The sequence below is a fragment of the Acidaminococcus nyctereutis genome (assembly GCF_052216985.1).
Taxonomy (GTDB): Bacteria; Bacillota; Negativicutes; order Acidaminococcales; family Acidaminococcaceae; genus Acidaminococcus; species Acidaminococcus fermentans_A.
This window is the reverse complement of the sequence record NZ_JBQOUY010000020.1, coordinates 1-15,699: the sequence shown is the minus strand read 5'-3', so window position 1 is coordinate 15,699 and position 15,699 is coordinate 1. Positions and strand designations below refer to the sequence as shown.

Here is a 15,699-nt window from a genome sequence, read left to right as displayed (position 1 = left end):
GGATTATTATACCACAAAAGGGGGATATCGATTCATGCCACGCCCTTCTGACCTATTTCTTCACAGTTTCTTTCAAATTCTTGAAGAACCGGTCGATGATCCGATTGTAGACTCCCAGAGGATCGCTTTCACTATTCCGGACTCGGTCATCTTCGCTGGAGGCCACCAGTTTCCCCGTCCGGGTCTCGAACCATAGGAACCGAACGGTGACGCTGGCATAGGGCACGTAATAATCCGGAATGTATTCTGGATAGGTGATGGTCCGATAGAAGGTATGCCATTTTCCCTGGTCATCCCGGTAGCTGTCGTCGATTTCCCTGGTCTTCCATTCCGTATGGGCAGGCACTAGGTAGGAATCCACCTGGCAGTTGTCCAGGATCGCCAGGATGTATAGCTGGGCACCCGCCTCCAGGGCCTCCTGGGGGATGGTCACGGCCTTCCGCTCTTCTTTGACCGCCAGCTGCGTATTCTCCTTCTGATCTCCAGCTTCTCCGCTTTTGTCAATGGCTGGCCGGGAATCTTTTTTTACTTCTTCCCCTGGCAACAGGGCCCGGACCTGGGCCGCCGGCGCCATCACCACTTTGGGGGACTTCACTTTCCCGGCCTTTTTCCGGTACTCCTGGAGCATTTTCTGGGCCTTGGTCCCGCTTTCCAGCCCATACCCGCTCAGATCCATCTCTGACAGATATACCGTCTTCACCTGGCTGAAATCATAGTCCGTATCCTGCCAGCTGGTGTATTCCGCCAGAGCCCCGGAAGACTCGGCCAGAGTCAGGAATCCCGCCAGAAGCACGGTACGGATGCCTTGCAGCAGTTTCATGGTATCTCGTCCTTTCTGTTTTTTCTGATTTTTTATTCTGCCATACCCACATGAATCTCCCGTGAAGCAGCAGCCTTCATCGTCAGTATACCATAAAAAAGAACCCGTCCCAAAGGGCGGGTTCTCTCCACAGGCCCGAGACGCGAGACTCGAGACCTGAGACCAGGGTGTTGCACAGAACGTGCAACACCCTCTCTTACAGAACTCAGATCAGTTCCAGGATAGCCATTTCAGCTGCATCGCCGCGGCGGGGAGCCGTTTTGTAAATACGGGTATAACCGCCGTTGCGGTCAGCGTATTTAGGGGCGATCACATCAAACAGCTTCTTGGTGGCATCTTCATCCACGAGGAATGCTAGGACCTGACGACGGGCGCTCAGATCACCTTTTTTAGCCAGGGTGATCATCTTATCAGCCAGACCGCTGATTTCTTTGGCCTTCGTTTCAGTGGTTTCGATTCTCTCGTTTTTGAAGAAGGCGGTCAAGACGCTGCGGAACATCGCTTTCCGGTTGCTGGTGTTCCGGTTGAATTTTCTATAGGACATCTTTCGTCTTCCTCCTATTCTTCGTCAGCATTGCGCAGATGCAATCCCAACTCTTCGATTTTGTTCTTGACTTCTTCCAAGGATTTGCTGCCCAGGTTCCGGACGCAAATCAGCTCGTCTTCCGTCTTGTTGATGATATCTTCTACCGTATTGATGCCGGCCCGTCTCAAGCAATTGTTGGAACGGACAGTCAGATCCAGATCATCGATGGACATCTGCAGCACAGAAGACTTACTGCCTTCTTCGCTGGTCTTGACCCCATCTTCATCCCCCTGGATACGGGGCACGTTGGTGGTCTTGAACAGAGCCAGATATTTGATCAGGATTTCGGCTGCAGAAGTCACAGCTTCATCCGGCCCCAGGCTCCCATCGGTCCATACTTCAAGGGTCAGCCGGTCATAGTTAGTCACGTTGCCTACCCGGGTATCGGTGACACCGAATTTCACACGGGTGATAGGAGAGTAAATGGAATCCACGGGGATGAAGCCGATGGGCTGGTCCTTGGATTTATTTTTCTCCGCCTGCACGTAGCCGCGGCCTACGTCAACGTAGATTTCCATGTTCAGGGTACCGTTCTTGTCCAGAGTTGCAATGTGCAGCTCCGGATTCAGGACTTCCGTATCCTGATCCGTGATCACGTCAGCGCCGGTCACTTCACCTTCGCCAGACTTCTTGATGTAGAACGTCTTGGGCTCAAAGGAGTTCTGGTCATCCAGACCCACTTTGAAGCACAGGGCTTTGATATTTAATACGATATCCGCAACGTCTTCTCTGACTCCCTCAATGGTAGAGAACTCATGGAGGACTCCATCGATTTTGATGCCCGTCACAGCCATGCCGGACAAGGAAGAAAGCAGTACACGACGCAGACTGTTACCTAAAGTAATACCGTATCCACGTTCCAAAGGTTCCCAGACGAACTTGCCATAACGTCCGTCAGGAGAAATTTCGTCGACAACCAGGCTAGGTTTTTCGATTTCCTTCATGCGGAAGCCTCCTTTCGCGCATTACCACAATACGCGGTATAAGTAAGTGGAGAACAGTATCAGATTACTTGGAGTACAATTCGACGATCATCTGTTCTTCAACAGGAACATCGATGTCTTCCCGAACCGGCAGACGGTCAACCTTTCCGCTGAGGTTTTGAGCGTCCACAGAGATCCAGGCAGGAACGGAGGTCTTGCCCAGGACTTCAGCCATGCCTTTGAAGTAGGCAGAGCTGCGGCTGTTTTCCATTACGGAGACTACATCCCCGGCTTTCACCAGAGCAGAGGGGATATCCAGGCGTTTGCCGTTGACGGCAATGTGGCCATGGGTCACCAGCTGGCGAGCCTGCCGGCGAGTATGGGCCAGGCCCAGACGATACACCACGTTGTCCAGTCTGCGTTCCAGCAGGATCAGCAGGTTGGAACCAGCGATGCCTTCCATTTTCTTGGCTTTTTCGTAGTAGCCGCGGAACTGTTTTTCCAGAACGCCATAAATGAACTTGGCTTTCTGTTTTTCAGCCAGCTGCATACCATATTCGCTCTTCTTTTTGAACTGGCGTTTCGGCTGACGGTTGGATTCTTTCATAACCCCAACGAATGCCGGAGACATGCCCAGAGATCTGCATCTTTTCAGAACAGGAGTCTTATCAATAGCCATCTAGTCTTTCACCTCCAATTAAACTCTTCTGCGTTTCGGCGGACGGCAGCCATTGTGAGGAATCGGAGTCACATCTTTGATGGATTCCACTTCCAGGCCAGCAGCCTGCAGAGCGCGGATAGCAGCTTCACGGCCAGCGCCAGGTCCTTTGACGAATACTTCGATCCGTTTCAGGCCATGTTCCATAGCGGCTTTGGCAGCGGATTCAGCAGCCATCTGAGCTGCGAAAGGAGTGCTTTTCCGAGAACCACGGAAGCCCTGGCCGCCGGCAGAAGCCCAGCTCAGGACAGCCCCGTTCAGGTCGGAAATCGTTACGATCGTGTTATTAAAGGTGGAGCGGATATGTGCTACACCAGCTTCAATGTTCTTGCTTACTTTCCGTTTGGTACGGACAACTTTTTTACCAGCCACTCGTCTAATCCCTCCTTAGACAACCTTACTTCTTAGCTCCGGCCACTTTTTTCGGGCCTTTACGGGTACGAGCATTATTTTTGGTGTTCTGACCCCGTACAGGCAGTCCTGCACGATGTCTGCGGCCGCGGTAGCAGCCGATTTCCACCAGGCGTTTGATGTTCAGGGATTCCTCCCGACGGAGGTCACCTTCCACTTTATATTCATGATCCAGGATTTCACGCAGCTTAGCAATTTCAGCTTCGGTCAGGTCCCGGACCCGGGTATCCGGATTGATCCCGGTCTTGCCCAGGATTTCCCGGGACAGAGTCAAGCCGATACCATAAATGTACGGCAGAGCATATTCGATACGTTTATCTCTAGGCAAATCTACACCGGCGATACGAGCCATTCAAAGCACCTCCTTATCCTTGTCTTTGTTTATGTTTCGGGTTTTCGCAAATGACCATAACGCGGCCTTTGCGTTTGATGATCTTGCATTTTTCGCAAATGCGTTTCACAGACGGTCTTACTTTCATGTTGCTTGAACCTCCTCTTGCCAATCCTCTTTATTTGAACCGATATGTAATCCGACCCCGGTTCAGATCATAGGGCGTCAGCTCTACGGTCACCTTATCCCCTGGGAGGATCTTAATAAAGTTCATACGTATTTTTCCGGAAATATGTGCCAGGATTTCATGATCGTTTTCCAGTTTTACCCGGAACATCGCATTGGGTAAAGATTCCAAGACAGTACCTTCTACTTCGATCGCATCTTGTTTTGACACGCTAATGCCTCCTTACCCTTGTACCGCAGCGACCACATCAGCATACACCTTGTCGATGGGCTGAGTGCCGTCAATTTCCTTATACACGCCTTCCGCTTTGTAATACGCAATGAGAGGAGCAGTTTGGCTATGGTACGCTTCCAAACGTTTCTTCACAGTGGTTTCTTTGTCATCATCCCGCTGGTAAAGTTCCCCACCGCATTTGTCGCATACGTTTTCCTGTTTCGGAGGATTGTATACCACATGATAGGTAGCACCGCAGTCTTTGCAGATGCGCCGGCCGGTTACCCGGGCCACCAGGTCTTCATCAGGTACGCTGATGTTGACGGCGGCGGTCAGGGAAATCCCCAGGTCCTTCAGGATCTGGTCCAGAGCTGCTGCCTGTTCTTTGGTACGGGGAAACCCATCCAGGATGAATCCTTTCACACAATCCGGCTGGCTCAGCCGTTCCCGGACAATGCCGATTGTGACACTGTCGGGGACCAAACCGCCGGCATCCATATATTTCTTGGCTTCTTTCCCCAATTCCGTCCCATTTTTCACAGCCGCACGGAACATATCTCCCGTAGAAATATGAGGAATAGGGAAATCGGCAACTAATTTTTCCGCTTGGGTCCCCTTGCCTGCGCCAGGAGGTCCCATTAAAAGAATATGCATGTTCTCTCTCCTTATTTCATGAAACCTTGATAGTGCCGCATGAGGGTCATGGACTCTACCTGTTTCATTGTATCAAGCGCTACGCCTACTACGATCAACAGAGCCGTTCCGCCGAAGTAAACTCCGGAAATTCCTGTGAGCCAGACGATCAAGTTAGGCATAATAGCAATGAATGCCAGAAAAACAGCACCCGCCAGGGTAATCCGGTTCATCACTTTATCCAGATAGTCCGTAGTGGGTTTGCCAGGCCGCAGCCCAGGGATGAACCCTCCATACTTCTTGATGTTGTCGGACATATCCGGGATGTTCAGGCTTACTGCCGTATAGAAGTAAGTGAAGAACAGGATGAGCAGGATGTACAGCGAGGTCTGCAGAGGTGTGCCCCATGCTAGATAGCCGGCCACTTTCTGGATCCAGGGGATCTTGATGAACTGCGCAATGGTCACAGGAAACATCAATACGGAAGAAGCGAAGATGATGGGCATGACACCAGCCTGATTCACTTTCAGGGGAATATAGGTGGTGTGCCCTCCGTACATCTTCCGACCTACGATCCGCTTTGCATACTGGACGGGGACTTTCCGATAAGCGACGGTAATCGCCACCACAAACATCACCATCAGCACTGCCAGCGCAGCGAAGATCAGTACATTAAACACATTGATCGTACCTGCCTGCAGGTACCGGCCGATCACAGCCAGTCCATTGGGCAGCCGGGAAATGATCCCAGCAAAGATGATCAGAGAAATCCCGTTCCCGATCCCTTTGGCTGTAATCTGTTCCCCAATCCACATGAGCAGCAGAGAACCTGCGGTCAGCGTGATGACGATCATGGCAAAGGAGAAGAAGTCAGGATTATTGACTGCTGCCCGCAAGCCATACGCCATCCCCACAGCCTGAATGGCACCCAGGCCAACCGCTGCGTAGCGGTTGATTTTGTTGATTTTTTTTGCTCCTTCCGCTCCCTCTTTGGACCATTCTTCCAAAGTCGGGATCACCACTGTCAGCAGCTGCGTAATGATTGACGCATTGATGTAAGGAGTAATGCTCATAGCAAATATAGAAAATTTGCTAAGTGCACCGCCGGAGAACAGATCCAGAAGACCGAACAGATTCCCACTGGTGAAAAGCCGTTCGATCATGGCTGCGTTAACCCCCGGGACGGGAATTTGCGTACCAGCCCTGAATACTATGAACATCGCAAGGGTAAAGAATACTTTCTTTCGGAGTTCCGTAGCCTTTAACAGGTTATCAAGGGCTGATGCCAATTAGATCACCTCTACCTTACCGCCGGCAGCTTCGATCTTGGATTGAGCCGTTTTGCTGAAGCCCATGGCTTTGACCGTTACTTTCTTGGTCAGTTCGCCATTCCCCAGGACACGGATGCCGTCACGGATGTTTTTCACCAGGCCGGCTTCGATCAGGGATACAGGATCGATTACAGCACCGTCGTCAAAGCAGTTGAATACTTCCACGTTGATTTCAGTGTAATGTTTACCGAATTTATTGTAGAAACCGCGTTTCGGCAGACGCAGATACAACGGCTTTTGGCCACCTTCGAAACCAGGACGTTTCACCCCGCCGCTACGGGATTTCTGACCTTTTTGGCCTTTGCCGGATGTTTTGCCCAGACCGGAACCAAGACCGCGGCCTACACGGACGCGAGCTTTTTTGGAGCCGGCAGCGGGAGCCAATTCATGCAAATACATTTGCAGACCTCCTTATTACGCCTTCACTTCTTCTACTTTGACCATATGTTCCACTTTGTGGATCATACCGCGCAGAGCAGGAGAGTCTTCTTTCACAACGCTGGTACGGATCTTGGTCAGACCCAGAGCCTTGACAGTAGCGCGTTGGTCTTTGGGATACCCGATTAAGCTACGGGTCAGCGTGATCTTTACCTGTGCCATCATGCTACCTCCTTAGCCTAATAGTTCTTCAACAGTTTTGCCGCGCAGAGCAGCAACGTCTTTGGCATTCTTCAGGGATTTCAGCCCTTCCAGGGTAGCCCGGACCACATTGTTGGGGTTGGAAGTCCCCTGAGATTTGGTCAGGATGTCCCGAACGCCAGCCAGTTCCAGGACGGCACGGACAGGACCACCGGCGATGACCCCAGTACCTTCCATAGCCGGTTTCAGCAGGACGCGGCCTGCACCGAACACACCGATTACTTCGTGAGGAATGGTGGTGCCCTTCAGGGGAACGGTGATCAGGTTCTTCTTGGCATCATCCACACCTTTGCGGATAGCTTCGGGAACTTCGGCAGCTTTGCCCAGGCCCATGCCAACCTTGCCGTTTTCATCACCAACAACAACCAAAGCAGAGAAGGAGAAACGACGTCCGCCTTTTACGACCTTAGCTACGCGGTTGATGAAGACTACTCTTTCTTTGAAGCCATCATCTTGTTTTTCGTAATTAGCCACTCTTTTGTCCTCCCTCTGTTAAAATTCCAGCCCAGCTTCGCGAGCTGCTTCAGCCAGCGCTGCTACACGTCCATGGTACAGGTAGCCCCCACGGTCGAATACAACAGTCTTGATGCCCTTTTCCAGAGCTTTCTTAGCGATTTCAGTGCCGACAGCTTTAGCAGCTTCGATGTTGCCGCCGTAGTTTTCCTTATTGGCTTTTTCTACGGTGCTGGCGGATACCAGAGTTTCACCAGTTTCATCGTTGATGATCTGAGCGTAGATGTTGCTCAGGCTGCGATAGACATTGAGACGGGGTTTTTCAGCCGTTCCCACAATATTTCTGCGCATACGCAGGTGACGTTTCTGACGTGCTGCGTTCTTATCTTTCTTGTTCAGCAAGAGATTCACTCCTTCCTATTAGAAATTATTTCTTGCCTTTGGCGCCGGCCTTACCAACCTTGCGGATGATATGTTCGCCTACATAACGGATCCCTTTGCCTTTGTAAGGTTCAGGAGCCCGCAGGCTGCGGATTTCAGCAGCAACAGCACCAACTTTTTCCTTGTCGATACCGGAAACGATGATTTCCGTGGAGTTCGGGCAGTCGAAGGAAATGCCTTCGGGAGGATCCATCACGCAGGGATGGGAGAAGCCCAGGGTGAAGCTCAGAGCTTTGCCCTTCTTAGCCACACGGTACCCAACGCCCTGGATTTCCAGATGCTTGGAATACCCTTCCGTAACTCCGATGATCATATTGTTGATCAGGGTACGGGATAAGCCGTGGAGGCTGCGATGTACTTTGTCGTCGGAAGGACGAGTCACAGTAATCACGCCGTCGTTCATGGCCACGGTCAGTTCTTTGCTGATTTGACGGCTCAGTTCGCCTTTCGGCCCCTTAACGGAGACCAGGTTATCTTCTACCGTTACCGTTACTTTATCAGGAACGGTAATCGGAGCTTTTCCAATTCTTGACACTTATAAGCACCTCCGGTCTAGGGAATTCTTACCAAACGTAAGCGACTACTTCGCCGCCCAATCCAGCCTTCCGGGCAGCCTTGTCGGTCATCATGCCCTTGGAGGTGGAGATCACAGCGATACCCAGGCCGCCCAGTACGCGAGGCAGCTGGTCTTTTTGGGTGTAGACTCTCAAACCGGGTTTGGAGATACGTTTAATGCCAGAAATAACTTTTTCCTTGTTAGGACCGTATTTCAGCTGTACACGGATCACATTCTGGTGTTCACCGGCTACGACTTCGAAATCTTTAATGAATCCTTCGTTCTTCAAAATCTCTGCAATGGCAGTTTTGATTTTGGAGCAGGGGATTTCAACTTTATCGTGATGAACCGAATTGGCATTACGGATTCTCGTAAGCATATCGGCGATCGGATCAGTCATGGTCATTTATAAAAGCCCTCCTTCCTTTCTCCGCTCTTACCAGCTTGCTTTCGTCACGCCAGGGATAGCGCCTTCGTAAGCATATTTCCGGAAGCAGATACGGCAAATGCCGAATTTGCGCATGTAAGCATGCGGTCTGCCACAGATTTTGCAGCGATTATATTTACGGACCTTGAACTTCGGTTCCGCTTTCCATTTTTCAATCAATGCGGTCTTTGCCACGGTTTTCCCTCCTTATGCCCCAAACGGCATACCCAGAAGCTTCAGCAGTTCTCTGCCTTCTTCGTCGGTTTTCGCAGTCGTAACGATGATTACATCCATGCCGCGGACTTTATCGACTTTATCGTAGTCGATTTCGGGGAAAATCAGCTGTTCTTTCAAGCCGATGGAATAGTTGCCACGTCCATCGAAGGATTTCGGGTTGACCCCTCTGAAGTCACGGACCCGAGGCAGGGCAATATTCATGAACTTATCCAGGAATTCGTACATCCGGTTGCCACGCAGGGTGACTTTCACGCCGATGGGCATCCCTTCACGGAGTTTGAATGCAGCAATGGATTTCTTAGCTTTGGTGATGATGGGCTTCTGACCAGCGATCATGGTCATGTCAGCCACAGCAGATTCAATAGCCTTGCTGTTGGTCACTGCTTCACCGCAGCCGATATTCAAAACAACTTTTTCCAGTTTCGGAATTTCGTTGACATTCTTGTAATTGAATTTTTCCATTAAGCCTTTTACGGCTTCGGAATTGTATTTGTCTTGCAGTCTCGTTGCCATCTGTTTTCCTCCTTTCCCGAAGATTATTTGTCGATGACTTCCCCGCATTTTTTGCAGGCTCTGACAAAGCCATTGCCAGCAGCTACTTTTTTAACACGGGTCGGTTTCTTGCAGGACGGGCATACCAGCATTACGTTGGAGGAGCTGATGGGAGCTTCCTTGGTAATGATCCCACCCTGAGGGTTGCTCTGGGAAGGTTTCGTATGACGTTTCACCTGGTTCACGCCTTCCACAGTCACCTTGGATTTCTTCGGGAAAGCAGCGATTACTTTGCCTTCCTTGCCTTTATCTTTACCAGCCAATACCACGACGGTATCGCCTTTTTTAACGTGTAATTTTACGGCTTCAGCCATTTCTGCAACACCTCCTTGTCTTTAGAGCACTTCCGGTGCCAGGGAAATGATCTTCATGAAGTCTTTATCACGCAGTTCCCGAGCAACTGGTCCGAAAATACGAGTGCCCTGAGGGGTCTTATCGTCTTTGATCAGGACCGCAGCATTTTCGTCGAAGCGGATGTAAGAACCATCCGGACGGCGGGTGCCCTTTACGGAACGCACCACAACGGCCTTCACTACATCACCTTTTTGGACAACGCCACCGGGTGTAGCATCTTTAACAGAAGCTACGATGATGTCACCGATGTTGGCGTATCTCCGATAGGAACCGCCCAGCACACGGATGCACATAATCTTTTTGGCGCCGGTATTGTCCCCAACATTCAGCACAGTCTGCTGTTGAATCATGGTTTACCTCCCTTGCCAAGCTATGCTCAGCAGTCTATCTTATTTTGCCCGTTCTACGATTTCAACTACGCGCCAGCATTTATCCTTGGACAGGGGCCGGGTCTGTGCGATCTTCACGATATCGCCAACGTGAGCGTCGTTGTTTTCGTCATGAGCCTTCAGTTTAATGGTATGCATTACGCCTTTTTTGTAAAGAGGGTGTTGAACCAGACGTTCAATAGCGACTACGACAGTCTTCTGCATCTTGTCGCTTACGACTTTACCAGTACGCGTAACACGTAAGTTTCTCTCTTCAGCCACGGAATGTTTCCTCCTTCGCTTAGGGTTTATTCCCGGATTAAGCGTTCATTTCGCGTTCCCGTTGGATCGTTTTGATCTGGGCAATGGATTTCTTGACTTCTCTGATCTTCATCGGATTTTCCAGTTGTCCCGTTGCCATTTGAAAACGCAAATTAAAAAGTTCATCTTTTAAGCCTGCCAGCTTGGTTTCCAGCTCTTCAACAGACATTTCTCTGATTTCGTTAGTTTTCATTAAGCTTCACCACCTACTCCATTTTCACGCGCGGTGACTTCGGCATCTAACTGAGCTTTCGTAACGAAGCGAGTCTTGATCGGCAGTTTGTTGCCAGCCAGACGCATAGCTTCTTTAGCGATATCTTCGGTTACGCCAGCCATTTCGAACAGGACGCGACCGGGTTTCACTACAGCTACCCAATACTCAGGAGAACCTTTACCACTACCCATACGGCTGCCAGCAGCTTTCGCAGTTACGGGCTTGTCAGGGAAAATTTGAATCCAAACTTGGCCGCCACGTTTGATGTAACGGGTCATAGCGATACGAGCTGCTTCGATCTGCCGGTTGGTGATCCAAGACGGCTCTAAAGCTACCAGGCCAAATTCACCATGGGCCACTCTATTGCCACGCATTGCACGGCCTTTCATGCGGCCTCTATGTTGTTTACGATGCTGAACTCTCTTCGGTAATAACATTATTTCGCCCCTCCTTCTTGCGCTTCAGGAGCTTCCTTCTTCACAGCCTTGGTCGGCAGGACTTCACCTTTGTAGATCCATACCTTGATGCCGATACGGCCATAAGTGGTATGGGCTTCAGCAGTCCCGTAGTCGATATTGGCACGCAGGGTGTGCAGAGGAATGCTGCCATCACGATAGCTTTCGGTACGGGCGATTTCAGCTCCGCCCAGACGGCCGGCACACTGGATCTTGATCCCTTTAGCACCCAGACGCATGGTACGTCCCACGCACTGTTTCATGGCACGGCGGAAAGCGATCCGGCGTTCCAGCTGAGAAGCCACGTTTTCAGCAACCAGGGTAGCATCCATATCGGGTTGTTTCACCTCGATGATGTTGATATCCAGTTTGCTGTCGGTCATTTTTGCCAGGTCTTTTTTCAGCAGTTCGATGTTGCTGCCCTGACGGCCGATCACGATACCAGGTTTTGCCGTATAGATGCTGATGCGCATCTTCTGTTCGGTTCTTTCGATGGCAACCCGAGAGATACCAGCCTGGAATTGTTTATCTTTAATGAAATCACGAATCTTGATATCTTCCAACAGATTCTTTTGATAGTCCTTGTCGGCGAACCATTTGGAATCCCAATCAGCGATTACGCCCACTCTGAAACCATGTGGATTAACTTTTTGACCCACTATTCATTCCCTCCTTCTGTCAGGATGTTTATTTTTCGGAAACAGCCACAGTGACATGGCTGGAACGTTTCAGGATCTTGAAGGCCTGTCCACGGGACCGCGGATGAATTCTCTTCATGGTAGGACCCTGGTCAACGCAAGCGTTGGAAACGACCAGTTTGTCAACGTTCATGTCAAAGTTATGTTCAGCGTTCGCAACAGCGGAGCGAAGAACTTTTTCAATAACCTCAGAACCAACTTTCGGGGTAAACTTGAGGATTGCAAAGGCTTCGTTCACAGACTTGCCCCGGATCAGGTTGATCACGATGCGCAGTTTGCGAGGTGCGATACGGATGTATTTGGCAACAGCTTTAGCTTCTTGCATCTATTTTATCCTCCTTCCCCTGATTATTTCGTTACAGCAGCGGCTTTATCGCCATGGCCCTTGAACAGACGGGTAGGAGCGAATTCGCCTAATTTATGGCCGACCATATCTTCGGTGATATACACAGGCACATGTTTGCGTCCATCATGGACAGCAATGGTGTGACCCAGGAATTCAGGGAGAATCGTGGAGCTGCGGGACCAAGTCTTGACGACTTTCTTTTCCTGCGCAGCGTTCAGCGCTTCGATTTTCTTCAGCAGACTAGCTTGGACATAAGGTCCTTTTTTAACGGATCTGGACACTCTGTATGCCTCCTTTCAACAAACTCTATTATTTCGTTCTGCGTTTCAGGATCAGTTTGGAAGATGCCTTCTTGTTCTTCCGGGTCCGAGTACCGAAGGCGCTCTTGCCCCAAGGAGTAACAGGACGCTTACGACCAACAGGGGAGTGACCTTCACCGCCGCCATGAGGATGGTCGTTCGGGTTCATAGCCACACCGCGGTTAGCAGGACGGACGCCCAGCCAACGAGAACGGCCGGCTTTCCCCAGAGTCAGGTTTTCATGATCCAGGTTGCCGATCTGACCGATGGTAGCCCGGCAGTTGATGTGTACCTGACGCAGTTCGCCGGAAGGCATACGCAGCAGAGCATAGCTGCCTTCTTTAGCCATCAGCTGGATGGCAGCGCCGGCGCTCCGGCCCATCTGGCCGCCTTTGCCGATCTTCAGTTCCACATTGTGGACCATGGTACCCAGGGGGATATTCAGCAGCGGCAGAGCGTTGCCGACTTTGATATCTGCTTCGGGACCGCTGACAACAACATCGCCCACCTTCAGGCCCTGAGGAGCCAGGATGTAGCGTTTTTCCCCGTCAGCATAGTTCAGCAGAGCAATGTTGGCGCTACGGTTGGGATCATATTCGATGGTCGCAACTTTTGCAGGGATATTGTCTTTATTCCGTTTGAAATCGATGATACGATACTGTCTCTTGTGACCGCCGCCCTGATGACGAACCGTCATTTTACCGGTATTGTTCCGGCCGGCATGCTGGTTCAGTTTAACAACTAAAGGGCGATGGGGCTTGTCCGTAGTGATCTCTTCAAAGGTGGACACAGTCATGCTGCGTCTGGAAGGAGAATACGGATTAAAGCTTTTAATAGCCATTGTTTGACCTCCTTAGACGAATTACATTCCTTCGAAGAGCGGAATTGTATTACCTTCAGCCAGTTTTACAATTGCTTTCTTGTAATCGGAACGCTTACCTTCATATTTGCCCATACGCTTGGTTTTGCCCAGAACGCGGATGGTGTTGACATTCACAACCTTCACATTGAAGATGGCTTCAATGGCTTGGCGGATCTCAGTCTTGTTTGCGCCCATTGCCACCTGGAAAGTGTACTTGTTGTCCTTCATCATATCAGAAGTCTTTTCGGTCACAATGGGTCTGATGATAATGTCGCGAGGATTGGCAGCCATTATGCGAGCACCTCCTCAATTCTTGCTACGGCATCTTTAGCCAGCAGTACTTTTTCCGCATTCAGGATATCGTAAACGTTCAGGCAGTCGTTGGACAGGGCCTTAACCTTTTCGATGTTGCGGGAAGATTTTTCTACGTTTTCGTTTTCCCCGTCAGTGATGATCAGGGCTTTTTTGTCAGCAGCTTCAAAACCAGTCAGCATAGCGACAGCATCTTTGGTCTTGGGAGCATCGAAGGTCAGGTTGTCTACCACGACCAGTGCGCCTTCAGCCACTTTTGCGCTCAGTGCGCAGCGGATCGCCAGACGACGGGCTTTCCGAGGCATATCTTTAGCATGGCTCCGGGGAGCAGGACCGAAGACGGTACCACCGCCTACCCACAGAGGAGAACGGACGGAACCAGCACGAGCCCGGCCAGTACCTTTTTGTTTCCAGGGTTTTCTGCCACCGCCCCGTACCATACCGCGGGTCTTGGTCGCATGAGTGCCCTGACGTTCGTTGGCTTGCTGCATCACTACAGCCTGATGGACAACGGCTTCGTTGAATTCTACGCCAAACACGTAATCCATCAATTCTATTTCTTCACCGGTCTGTTTGCCAGTGATATCGTAAACTGCTACTTTCGGCATTGAAACGCCCTCCTTTCGTTAAACCTTATTTTTGTTCTGCTTTCACGACATCGGGACGAACCGTGTCTCTCAGCAGCAGGAAGGTACCAGCGGCACCAGGTACAGAACCTTTCACCATGATCAGGTTGCGGTCCTTGTCCACTTTTGCGATCGTTAAACGCTGCACAGTCGCGCTGATTCCACCCATACGGCCAGGCAGTTTCTTGCCTTTGATCACACGGCCGCCAGGACCGGAATGCATCGGGCCGTTGGAACCAGGTTCACGATGGGATTTGGAACCGTGTTTCATAGGACCACGTGCGAAGTTGTGGCGTTTGATCGTACCAGCGAACCCTTTACCACGGGAAACGCCGACAGCGTCAACCAGATCGCCAGCTGCGAAAATGTCAGCCGCAATCTTGTCACCGACTTTATATTCAGAAGGAGCATCCAGACGGACTTCGCGGACAACCTTTACAGGAGCCACACCAGCCTTGTCGAAGAAGCCCTTCATGGGTTTGTTGACTTGTTTTTCTTTGATATCCCCAAAACCCAGCTGGACAGCATTATAGCCGTCTTTTTCTTCGGTCTTGTTTTGCAGCACGACGCAGGGACCCGCTTCTACAACCGTTACGGGAACCAAAGTACCGTCAGCTTCAAAAATTTGGGTCATACCTAATTTTTTGCCTAAGATTCCTTTAGCCATCATCGCACCTCCTTACGCTTTGATCTCGATATCTACACCAGCAGGAAGATCCAAGCGAGTCAGTGCATCGATCGTCTTAGCTGTAGGTTCCAGGATGTCAACCAGTCTCTTGTGCGTCCGCATTTCGAACTGTTCACGGGAGTCTTTGTTGACATGGGGGGAACGCAGAATCGTATAGATGTTTTTTTCCGTAGGCAGGGGAATCGGGCCGGATACCTGAGCACCGGTACGTTTCGCCGTTTCTACGATTTTGGAAGCACTCTGATCCAGTGCTTTGTAGTCATACGCTTTCAGGCGTATACGGATTTTTTGAGTCTTTGCCATTGTTTTTAATTCCTCCATTCGCCACGTTTCCAAGAACGGACATACTCAGCAGAAGTTCCCTTCTTTGCCAGCGGGCCAGAAGCCATCTTCTGCCTCATCGCGGGCCCTGTAAAGCATAAGAATATGAGGGGCTTTGGCCAAGCCCCTCATATGGGCTTTCATTCGATTGAATCGGAAGGATTAGCCTTCGATTTCGGTAACGACACCGGCGCCAACGGTATGGCCGCCTTCGCGGATAGCGAAACGCAGACCTTGTTCGATAGCGATCGGGGTGATCAGTTCCACATCCATCACCACGTTGTCCCCAGGCATAACCATTTCGGTGCCTTCAGGCAGGTGAGCTACCCCAGTAACGTCGGTGGTACGGAAGTAGAACTGCGGACGGTAGCCGTTGA

At 50.7% G+C, this 15,699-nt stretch carries 32 protein-coding genes; all 32 read right to left on the bottom strand.

Annotation, left to right across the window (positions count from 1 at the left end; all coding sequences use genetic code 11):
• Positions 1 to 52: 52 nt before the first annotated feature.
• Positions 53 to 820, bottom strand: coding sequence for a hypothetical protein (locus ACTUHY_RS09485; RefSeq protein ID WP_442827527.1), 768 nt, complete (start codon positions 818 to 820; stop codon positions 53 to 55).
• Positions 821 to 1,025: 205 nt separating this feature from the next.
• Positions 1,026 to 1,364 (bottom strand): 50S ribosomal protein L17, encoded by a 339-nt coding sequence (rplQ, locus tag ACTUHY_RS09480; protein ID WP_012939236.1) that lies wholly within the window; start codon positions 1,362 to 1,364, stop codon positions 1,026 to 1,028.
• A 14-nt stretch (positions 1,365 to 1,378) separates the two neighbouring features.
• Entirely contained in the window at positions 1,379 to 2,350 is a 972-nt protein-coding gene (locus ACTUHY_RS09475) for a DNA-directed RNA polymerase subunit alpha (protein WP_442827526.1), read from the bottom strand.
• 64 nt (positions 2,351 to 2,414) lie between these two features.
• On the bottom strand, positions 2,415 to 3,008 hold the full coding sequence (rpsD, locus tag ACTUHY_RS09470; protein WP_278673760.1) for a 30S ribosomal protein S4: 594 nt from the start codon (positions 3,006 to 3,008) through the stop codon (positions 2,415 to 2,417).
• An 18-nt stretch (positions 3,009 to 3,026) separates the two neighbouring features.
• Positions 3,027 to 3,419, bottom strand: coding sequence for a 30S ribosomal protein S11 (rpsK, locus tag ACTUHY_RS09465; RefSeq protein WP_075579445.1), 393 nt, complete (start codon positions 3,417 to 3,419; stop codon positions 3,027 to 3,029).
• Positions 3,420 to 3,444: 25 nt separating this feature from the next.
• On the bottom strand, positions 3,445 to 3,810 hold the full coding sequence (rpsM, locus tag ACTUHY_RS09460) for a 30S ribosomal protein S13 (protein WP_075579444.1): 366 nt from the start codon (positions 3,808 to 3,810) through the stop codon (positions 3,445 to 3,447).
• Positions 3,811 to 3,823: 13 nt separating this feature from the next.
• The gene (gene rpmJ, locus ACTUHY_RS09455; protein ID WP_009015366.1) at positions 3,824 to 3,937 is read right to left on the bottom strand and encodes a 50S ribosomal protein L36; all 114 of its coding nucleotides are present in this window, start codon (positions 3,935 to 3,937) and stop codon (positions 3,824 to 3,826) included.
• A 30-nt stretch (positions 3,938 to 3,967) separates the two neighbouring features.
• Positions 3,968 to 4,186 carry a translation initiation factor IF-1 gene (infA, locus tag ACTUHY_RS09450; protein ID WP_009015367.1) on the bottom strand — a complete coding sequence of 73 codons (219 nt, stop codon included), beginning with the start codon at positions 4,184 to 4,186 and terminating at the stop codon, positions 3,968 to 3,970.
• A 12-nt stretch (positions 4,187 to 4,198) separates the two neighbouring features.
• Positions 4,199 to 4,843 carry an adenylate kinase gene (locus ACTUHY_RS09445; protein WP_442827525.1) on the bottom strand — a complete coding sequence of 215 codons (645 nt, stop codon included), beginning with the start codon at positions 4,841 to 4,843 and terminating at the stop codon, positions 4,199 to 4,201.
• Between the two features lie 11 nt (positions 4,844 to 4,854).
• A complete protein-coding gene (gene secY, locus ACTUHY_RS09440; RefSeq protein ID WP_442827524.1) occupies positions 4,855 to 6,111 on the bottom strand; it encodes a preprotein translocase subunit SecY in 1,257 nt (418 codons plus the stop codon).
• A complete protein-coding gene (gene rplO, locus ACTUHY_RS09435; RefSeq protein WP_075579441.1) occupies positions 6,112 to 6,552 on the bottom strand; it encodes a 50S ribosomal protein L15 in 441 nt (146 codons plus the stop codon).
• A 15-nt stretch (positions 6,553 to 6,567) separates the two neighbouring features.
• The gene (rpmD, locus tag ACTUHY_RS09430) at positions 6,568 to 6,753 is read right to left on the bottom strand and encodes a 50S ribosomal protein L30 (protein WP_154488505.1); all 186 of its coding nucleotides are present in this window, start codon (positions 6,751 to 6,753) and stop codon (positions 6,568 to 6,570) included.
• A 12-nt stretch (positions 6,754 to 6,765) separates the two neighbouring features.
• On the bottom strand, positions 6,766 to 7,266 hold the full coding sequence (gene rpsE, locus ACTUHY_RS09425) for a 30S ribosomal protein S5 (RefSeq protein ID WP_012939245.1): 501 nt from the start codon (positions 7,264 to 7,266) through the stop codon (positions 6,766 to 6,768).
• A gap of 18 nt (positions 7,267 to 7,284) precedes the next feature.
• A complete protein-coding gene (rplR, locus tag ACTUHY_RS09420; RefSeq protein ID WP_075579438.1) occupies positions 7,285 to 7,647 on the bottom strand; it encodes a 50S ribosomal protein L18 in 363 nt (120 codons plus the stop codon).
• A gap of 25 nt (positions 7,648 to 7,672) precedes the next feature.
• On the bottom strand, positions 7,673 to 8,221 hold the full coding sequence (gene rplF, locus ACTUHY_RS09415; protein WP_075579437.1) for a 50S ribosomal protein L6: 549 nt from the start codon (positions 8,219 to 8,221) through the stop codon (positions 7,673 to 7,675).
• A gap of 28 nt (positions 8,222 to 8,249) precedes the next feature.
• Positions 8,250 to 8,648: a 30S ribosomal protein S8 gene (gene rpsH, locus ACTUHY_RS09410; protein ID WP_075579436.1), complete on the bottom strand. Its 399-nt coding sequence runs from the start codon at positions 8,646 to 8,648 to the stop codon at positions 8,250 to 8,252.
• Between the two features lie 30 nt (positions 8,649 to 8,678).
• Positions 8,679 to 8,864, bottom strand: coding sequence for a type Z 30S ribosomal protein S14 (locus tag ACTUHY_RS09405; RefSeq protein WP_012939249.1), 186 nt, complete (start codon positions 8,862 to 8,864; stop codon positions 8,679 to 8,681).
• A gap of 12 nt (positions 8,865 to 8,876) precedes the next feature.
• A complete protein-coding gene (gene rplE / locus ACTUHY_RS09400) occupies positions 8,877 to 9,419 on the bottom strand; it encodes a 50S ribosomal protein L5 (protein WP_012939250.1) in 543 nt (180 codons plus the stop codon).
• Between the two features lie 23 nt (positions 9,420 to 9,442).
• Positions 9,443 to 9,772 (bottom strand): 50S ribosomal protein L24, encoded by a 330-nt coding sequence (gene rplX / locus ACTUHY_RS09395; protein WP_442827523.1) that lies wholly within the window; start codon positions 9,770 to 9,772, stop codon positions 9,443 to 9,445.
• Positions 9,773 to 9,793: 21 nt separating this feature from the next.
• Positions 9,794 to 10,162 carry a 50S ribosomal protein L14 gene (rplN, locus tag ACTUHY_RS09390; RefSeq protein WP_012939252.1) on the bottom strand — a complete coding sequence of 123 codons (369 nt, stop codon included), beginning with the start codon at positions 10,160 to 10,162 and terminating at the stop codon, positions 9,794 to 9,796.
• A gap of 39 nt (positions 10,163 to 10,201) precedes the next feature.
• The gene (gene rpsQ / locus ACTUHY_RS09385; protein ID WP_075579434.1) at positions 10,202 to 10,462 is read right to left on the bottom strand and encodes a 30S ribosomal protein S17; all 261 of its coding nucleotides are present in this window, start codon (positions 10,460 to 10,462) and stop codon (positions 10,202 to 10,204) included.
• A 37-nt stretch (positions 10,463 to 10,499) separates the two neighbouring features.
• Positions 10,500 to 10,694 (bottom strand): 50S ribosomal protein L29, encoded by a 195-nt coding sequence (gene rpmC / locus ACTUHY_RS09380; RefSeq protein WP_075579433.1) that lies wholly within the window; start codon positions 10,692 to 10,694, stop codon positions 10,500 to 10,502.
• Positions 10,694 to 11,152 carry a 50S ribosomal protein L16 gene (gene rplP / locus ACTUHY_RS09375; RefSeq protein WP_075579432.1) on the bottom strand — a complete coding sequence of 153 codons (459 nt, stop codon included), beginning with the start codon at positions 11,150 to 11,152 and terminating at the stop codon, positions 10,694 to 10,696. Before rplP ends, rpmC begins: the two co-directional genes overlap by 1 nt.
• The gene (rpsC, locus tag ACTUHY_RS09370) at positions 11,152 to 11,829 is read right to left on the bottom strand and encodes a 30S ribosomal protein S3 (RefSeq protein ID WP_442827522.1); all 678 of its coding nucleotides are present in this window, start codon (positions 11,827 to 11,829) and stop codon (positions 11,152 to 11,154) included. Before rpsC ends, rplP begins: the two co-directional genes overlap by 1 nt.
• 28 nt (positions 11,830 to 11,857) lie before the next feature.
• Positions 11,858 to 12,193: a 50S ribosomal protein L22 gene (rplV, locus tag ACTUHY_RS09365; protein ID WP_278673754.1), complete on the bottom strand. Its 336-nt coding sequence runs from the start codon at positions 12,191 to 12,193 to the stop codon at positions 11,858 to 11,860.
• Positions 12,194 to 12,216: 23 nt separating this feature from the next.
• Positions 12,217 to 12,495, bottom strand: a complete 279-nt coding sequence (gene rpsS, locus ACTUHY_RS09360) for a 30S ribosomal protein S19 (RefSeq protein ID WP_278673753.1) — start codon at positions 12,493 to 12,495, stop codon at positions 12,217 to 12,219.
• Positions 12,496 to 12,523: 28 nt separating this feature from the next.
• Positions 12,524 to 13,354: a 50S ribosomal protein L2 gene (rplB, locus tag ACTUHY_RS09355; RefSeq protein ID WP_012939259.1), complete on the bottom strand. Its 831-nt coding sequence runs from the start codon at positions 13,352 to 13,354 to the stop codon at positions 12,524 to 12,526.
• A 21-nt stretch (positions 13,355 to 13,375) separates the two neighbouring features.
• Positions 13,376 to 13,666 carry a 50S ribosomal protein L23 gene (gene rplW, locus ACTUHY_RS09350; protein ID WP_012939260.1) on the bottom strand — a complete coding sequence of 97 codons (291 nt, stop codon included), beginning with the start codon at positions 13,664 to 13,666 and terminating at the stop codon, positions 13,376 to 13,378.
• On the bottom strand, positions 13,666 to 14,295 hold the full coding sequence (rplD, locus tag ACTUHY_RS09345; RefSeq protein WP_012939261.1) for a 50S ribosomal protein L4: 630 nt from the start codon (positions 14,293 to 14,295) through the stop codon (positions 13,666 to 13,668). The genes rplW and rplD overlap by 1 nt, the downstream gene beginning before the upstream one ends.
• A 25-nt stretch (positions 14,296 to 14,320) precedes the next feature.
• The gene (rplC, locus tag ACTUHY_RS09340) at positions 14,321 to 14,980 is read right to left on the bottom strand and encodes a 50S ribosomal protein L3 (RefSeq protein WP_012939262.1); all 660 of its coding nucleotides are present in this window, start codon (positions 14,978 to 14,980) and stop codon (positions 14,321 to 14,323) included.
• 12 nt (positions 14,981 to 14,992) lie between these two features.
• On the bottom strand, positions 14,993 to 15,304 hold the full coding sequence (rpsJ, locus tag ACTUHY_RS09335; protein WP_012939263.1) for a 30S ribosomal protein S10: 312 nt from the start codon (positions 15,302 to 15,304) through the stop codon (positions 14,993 to 14,995).
• A gap of 180 nt (positions 15,305 to 15,484) precedes the next feature.
• Positions 15,485 to 15,699, bottom strand: a 215-nt coding sequence (locus ACTUHY_RS09330; protein ID WP_473965311.1) for an EF-Tu C-terminal domain-related protein, incomplete at its 5' end; no start/stop codon positions are given.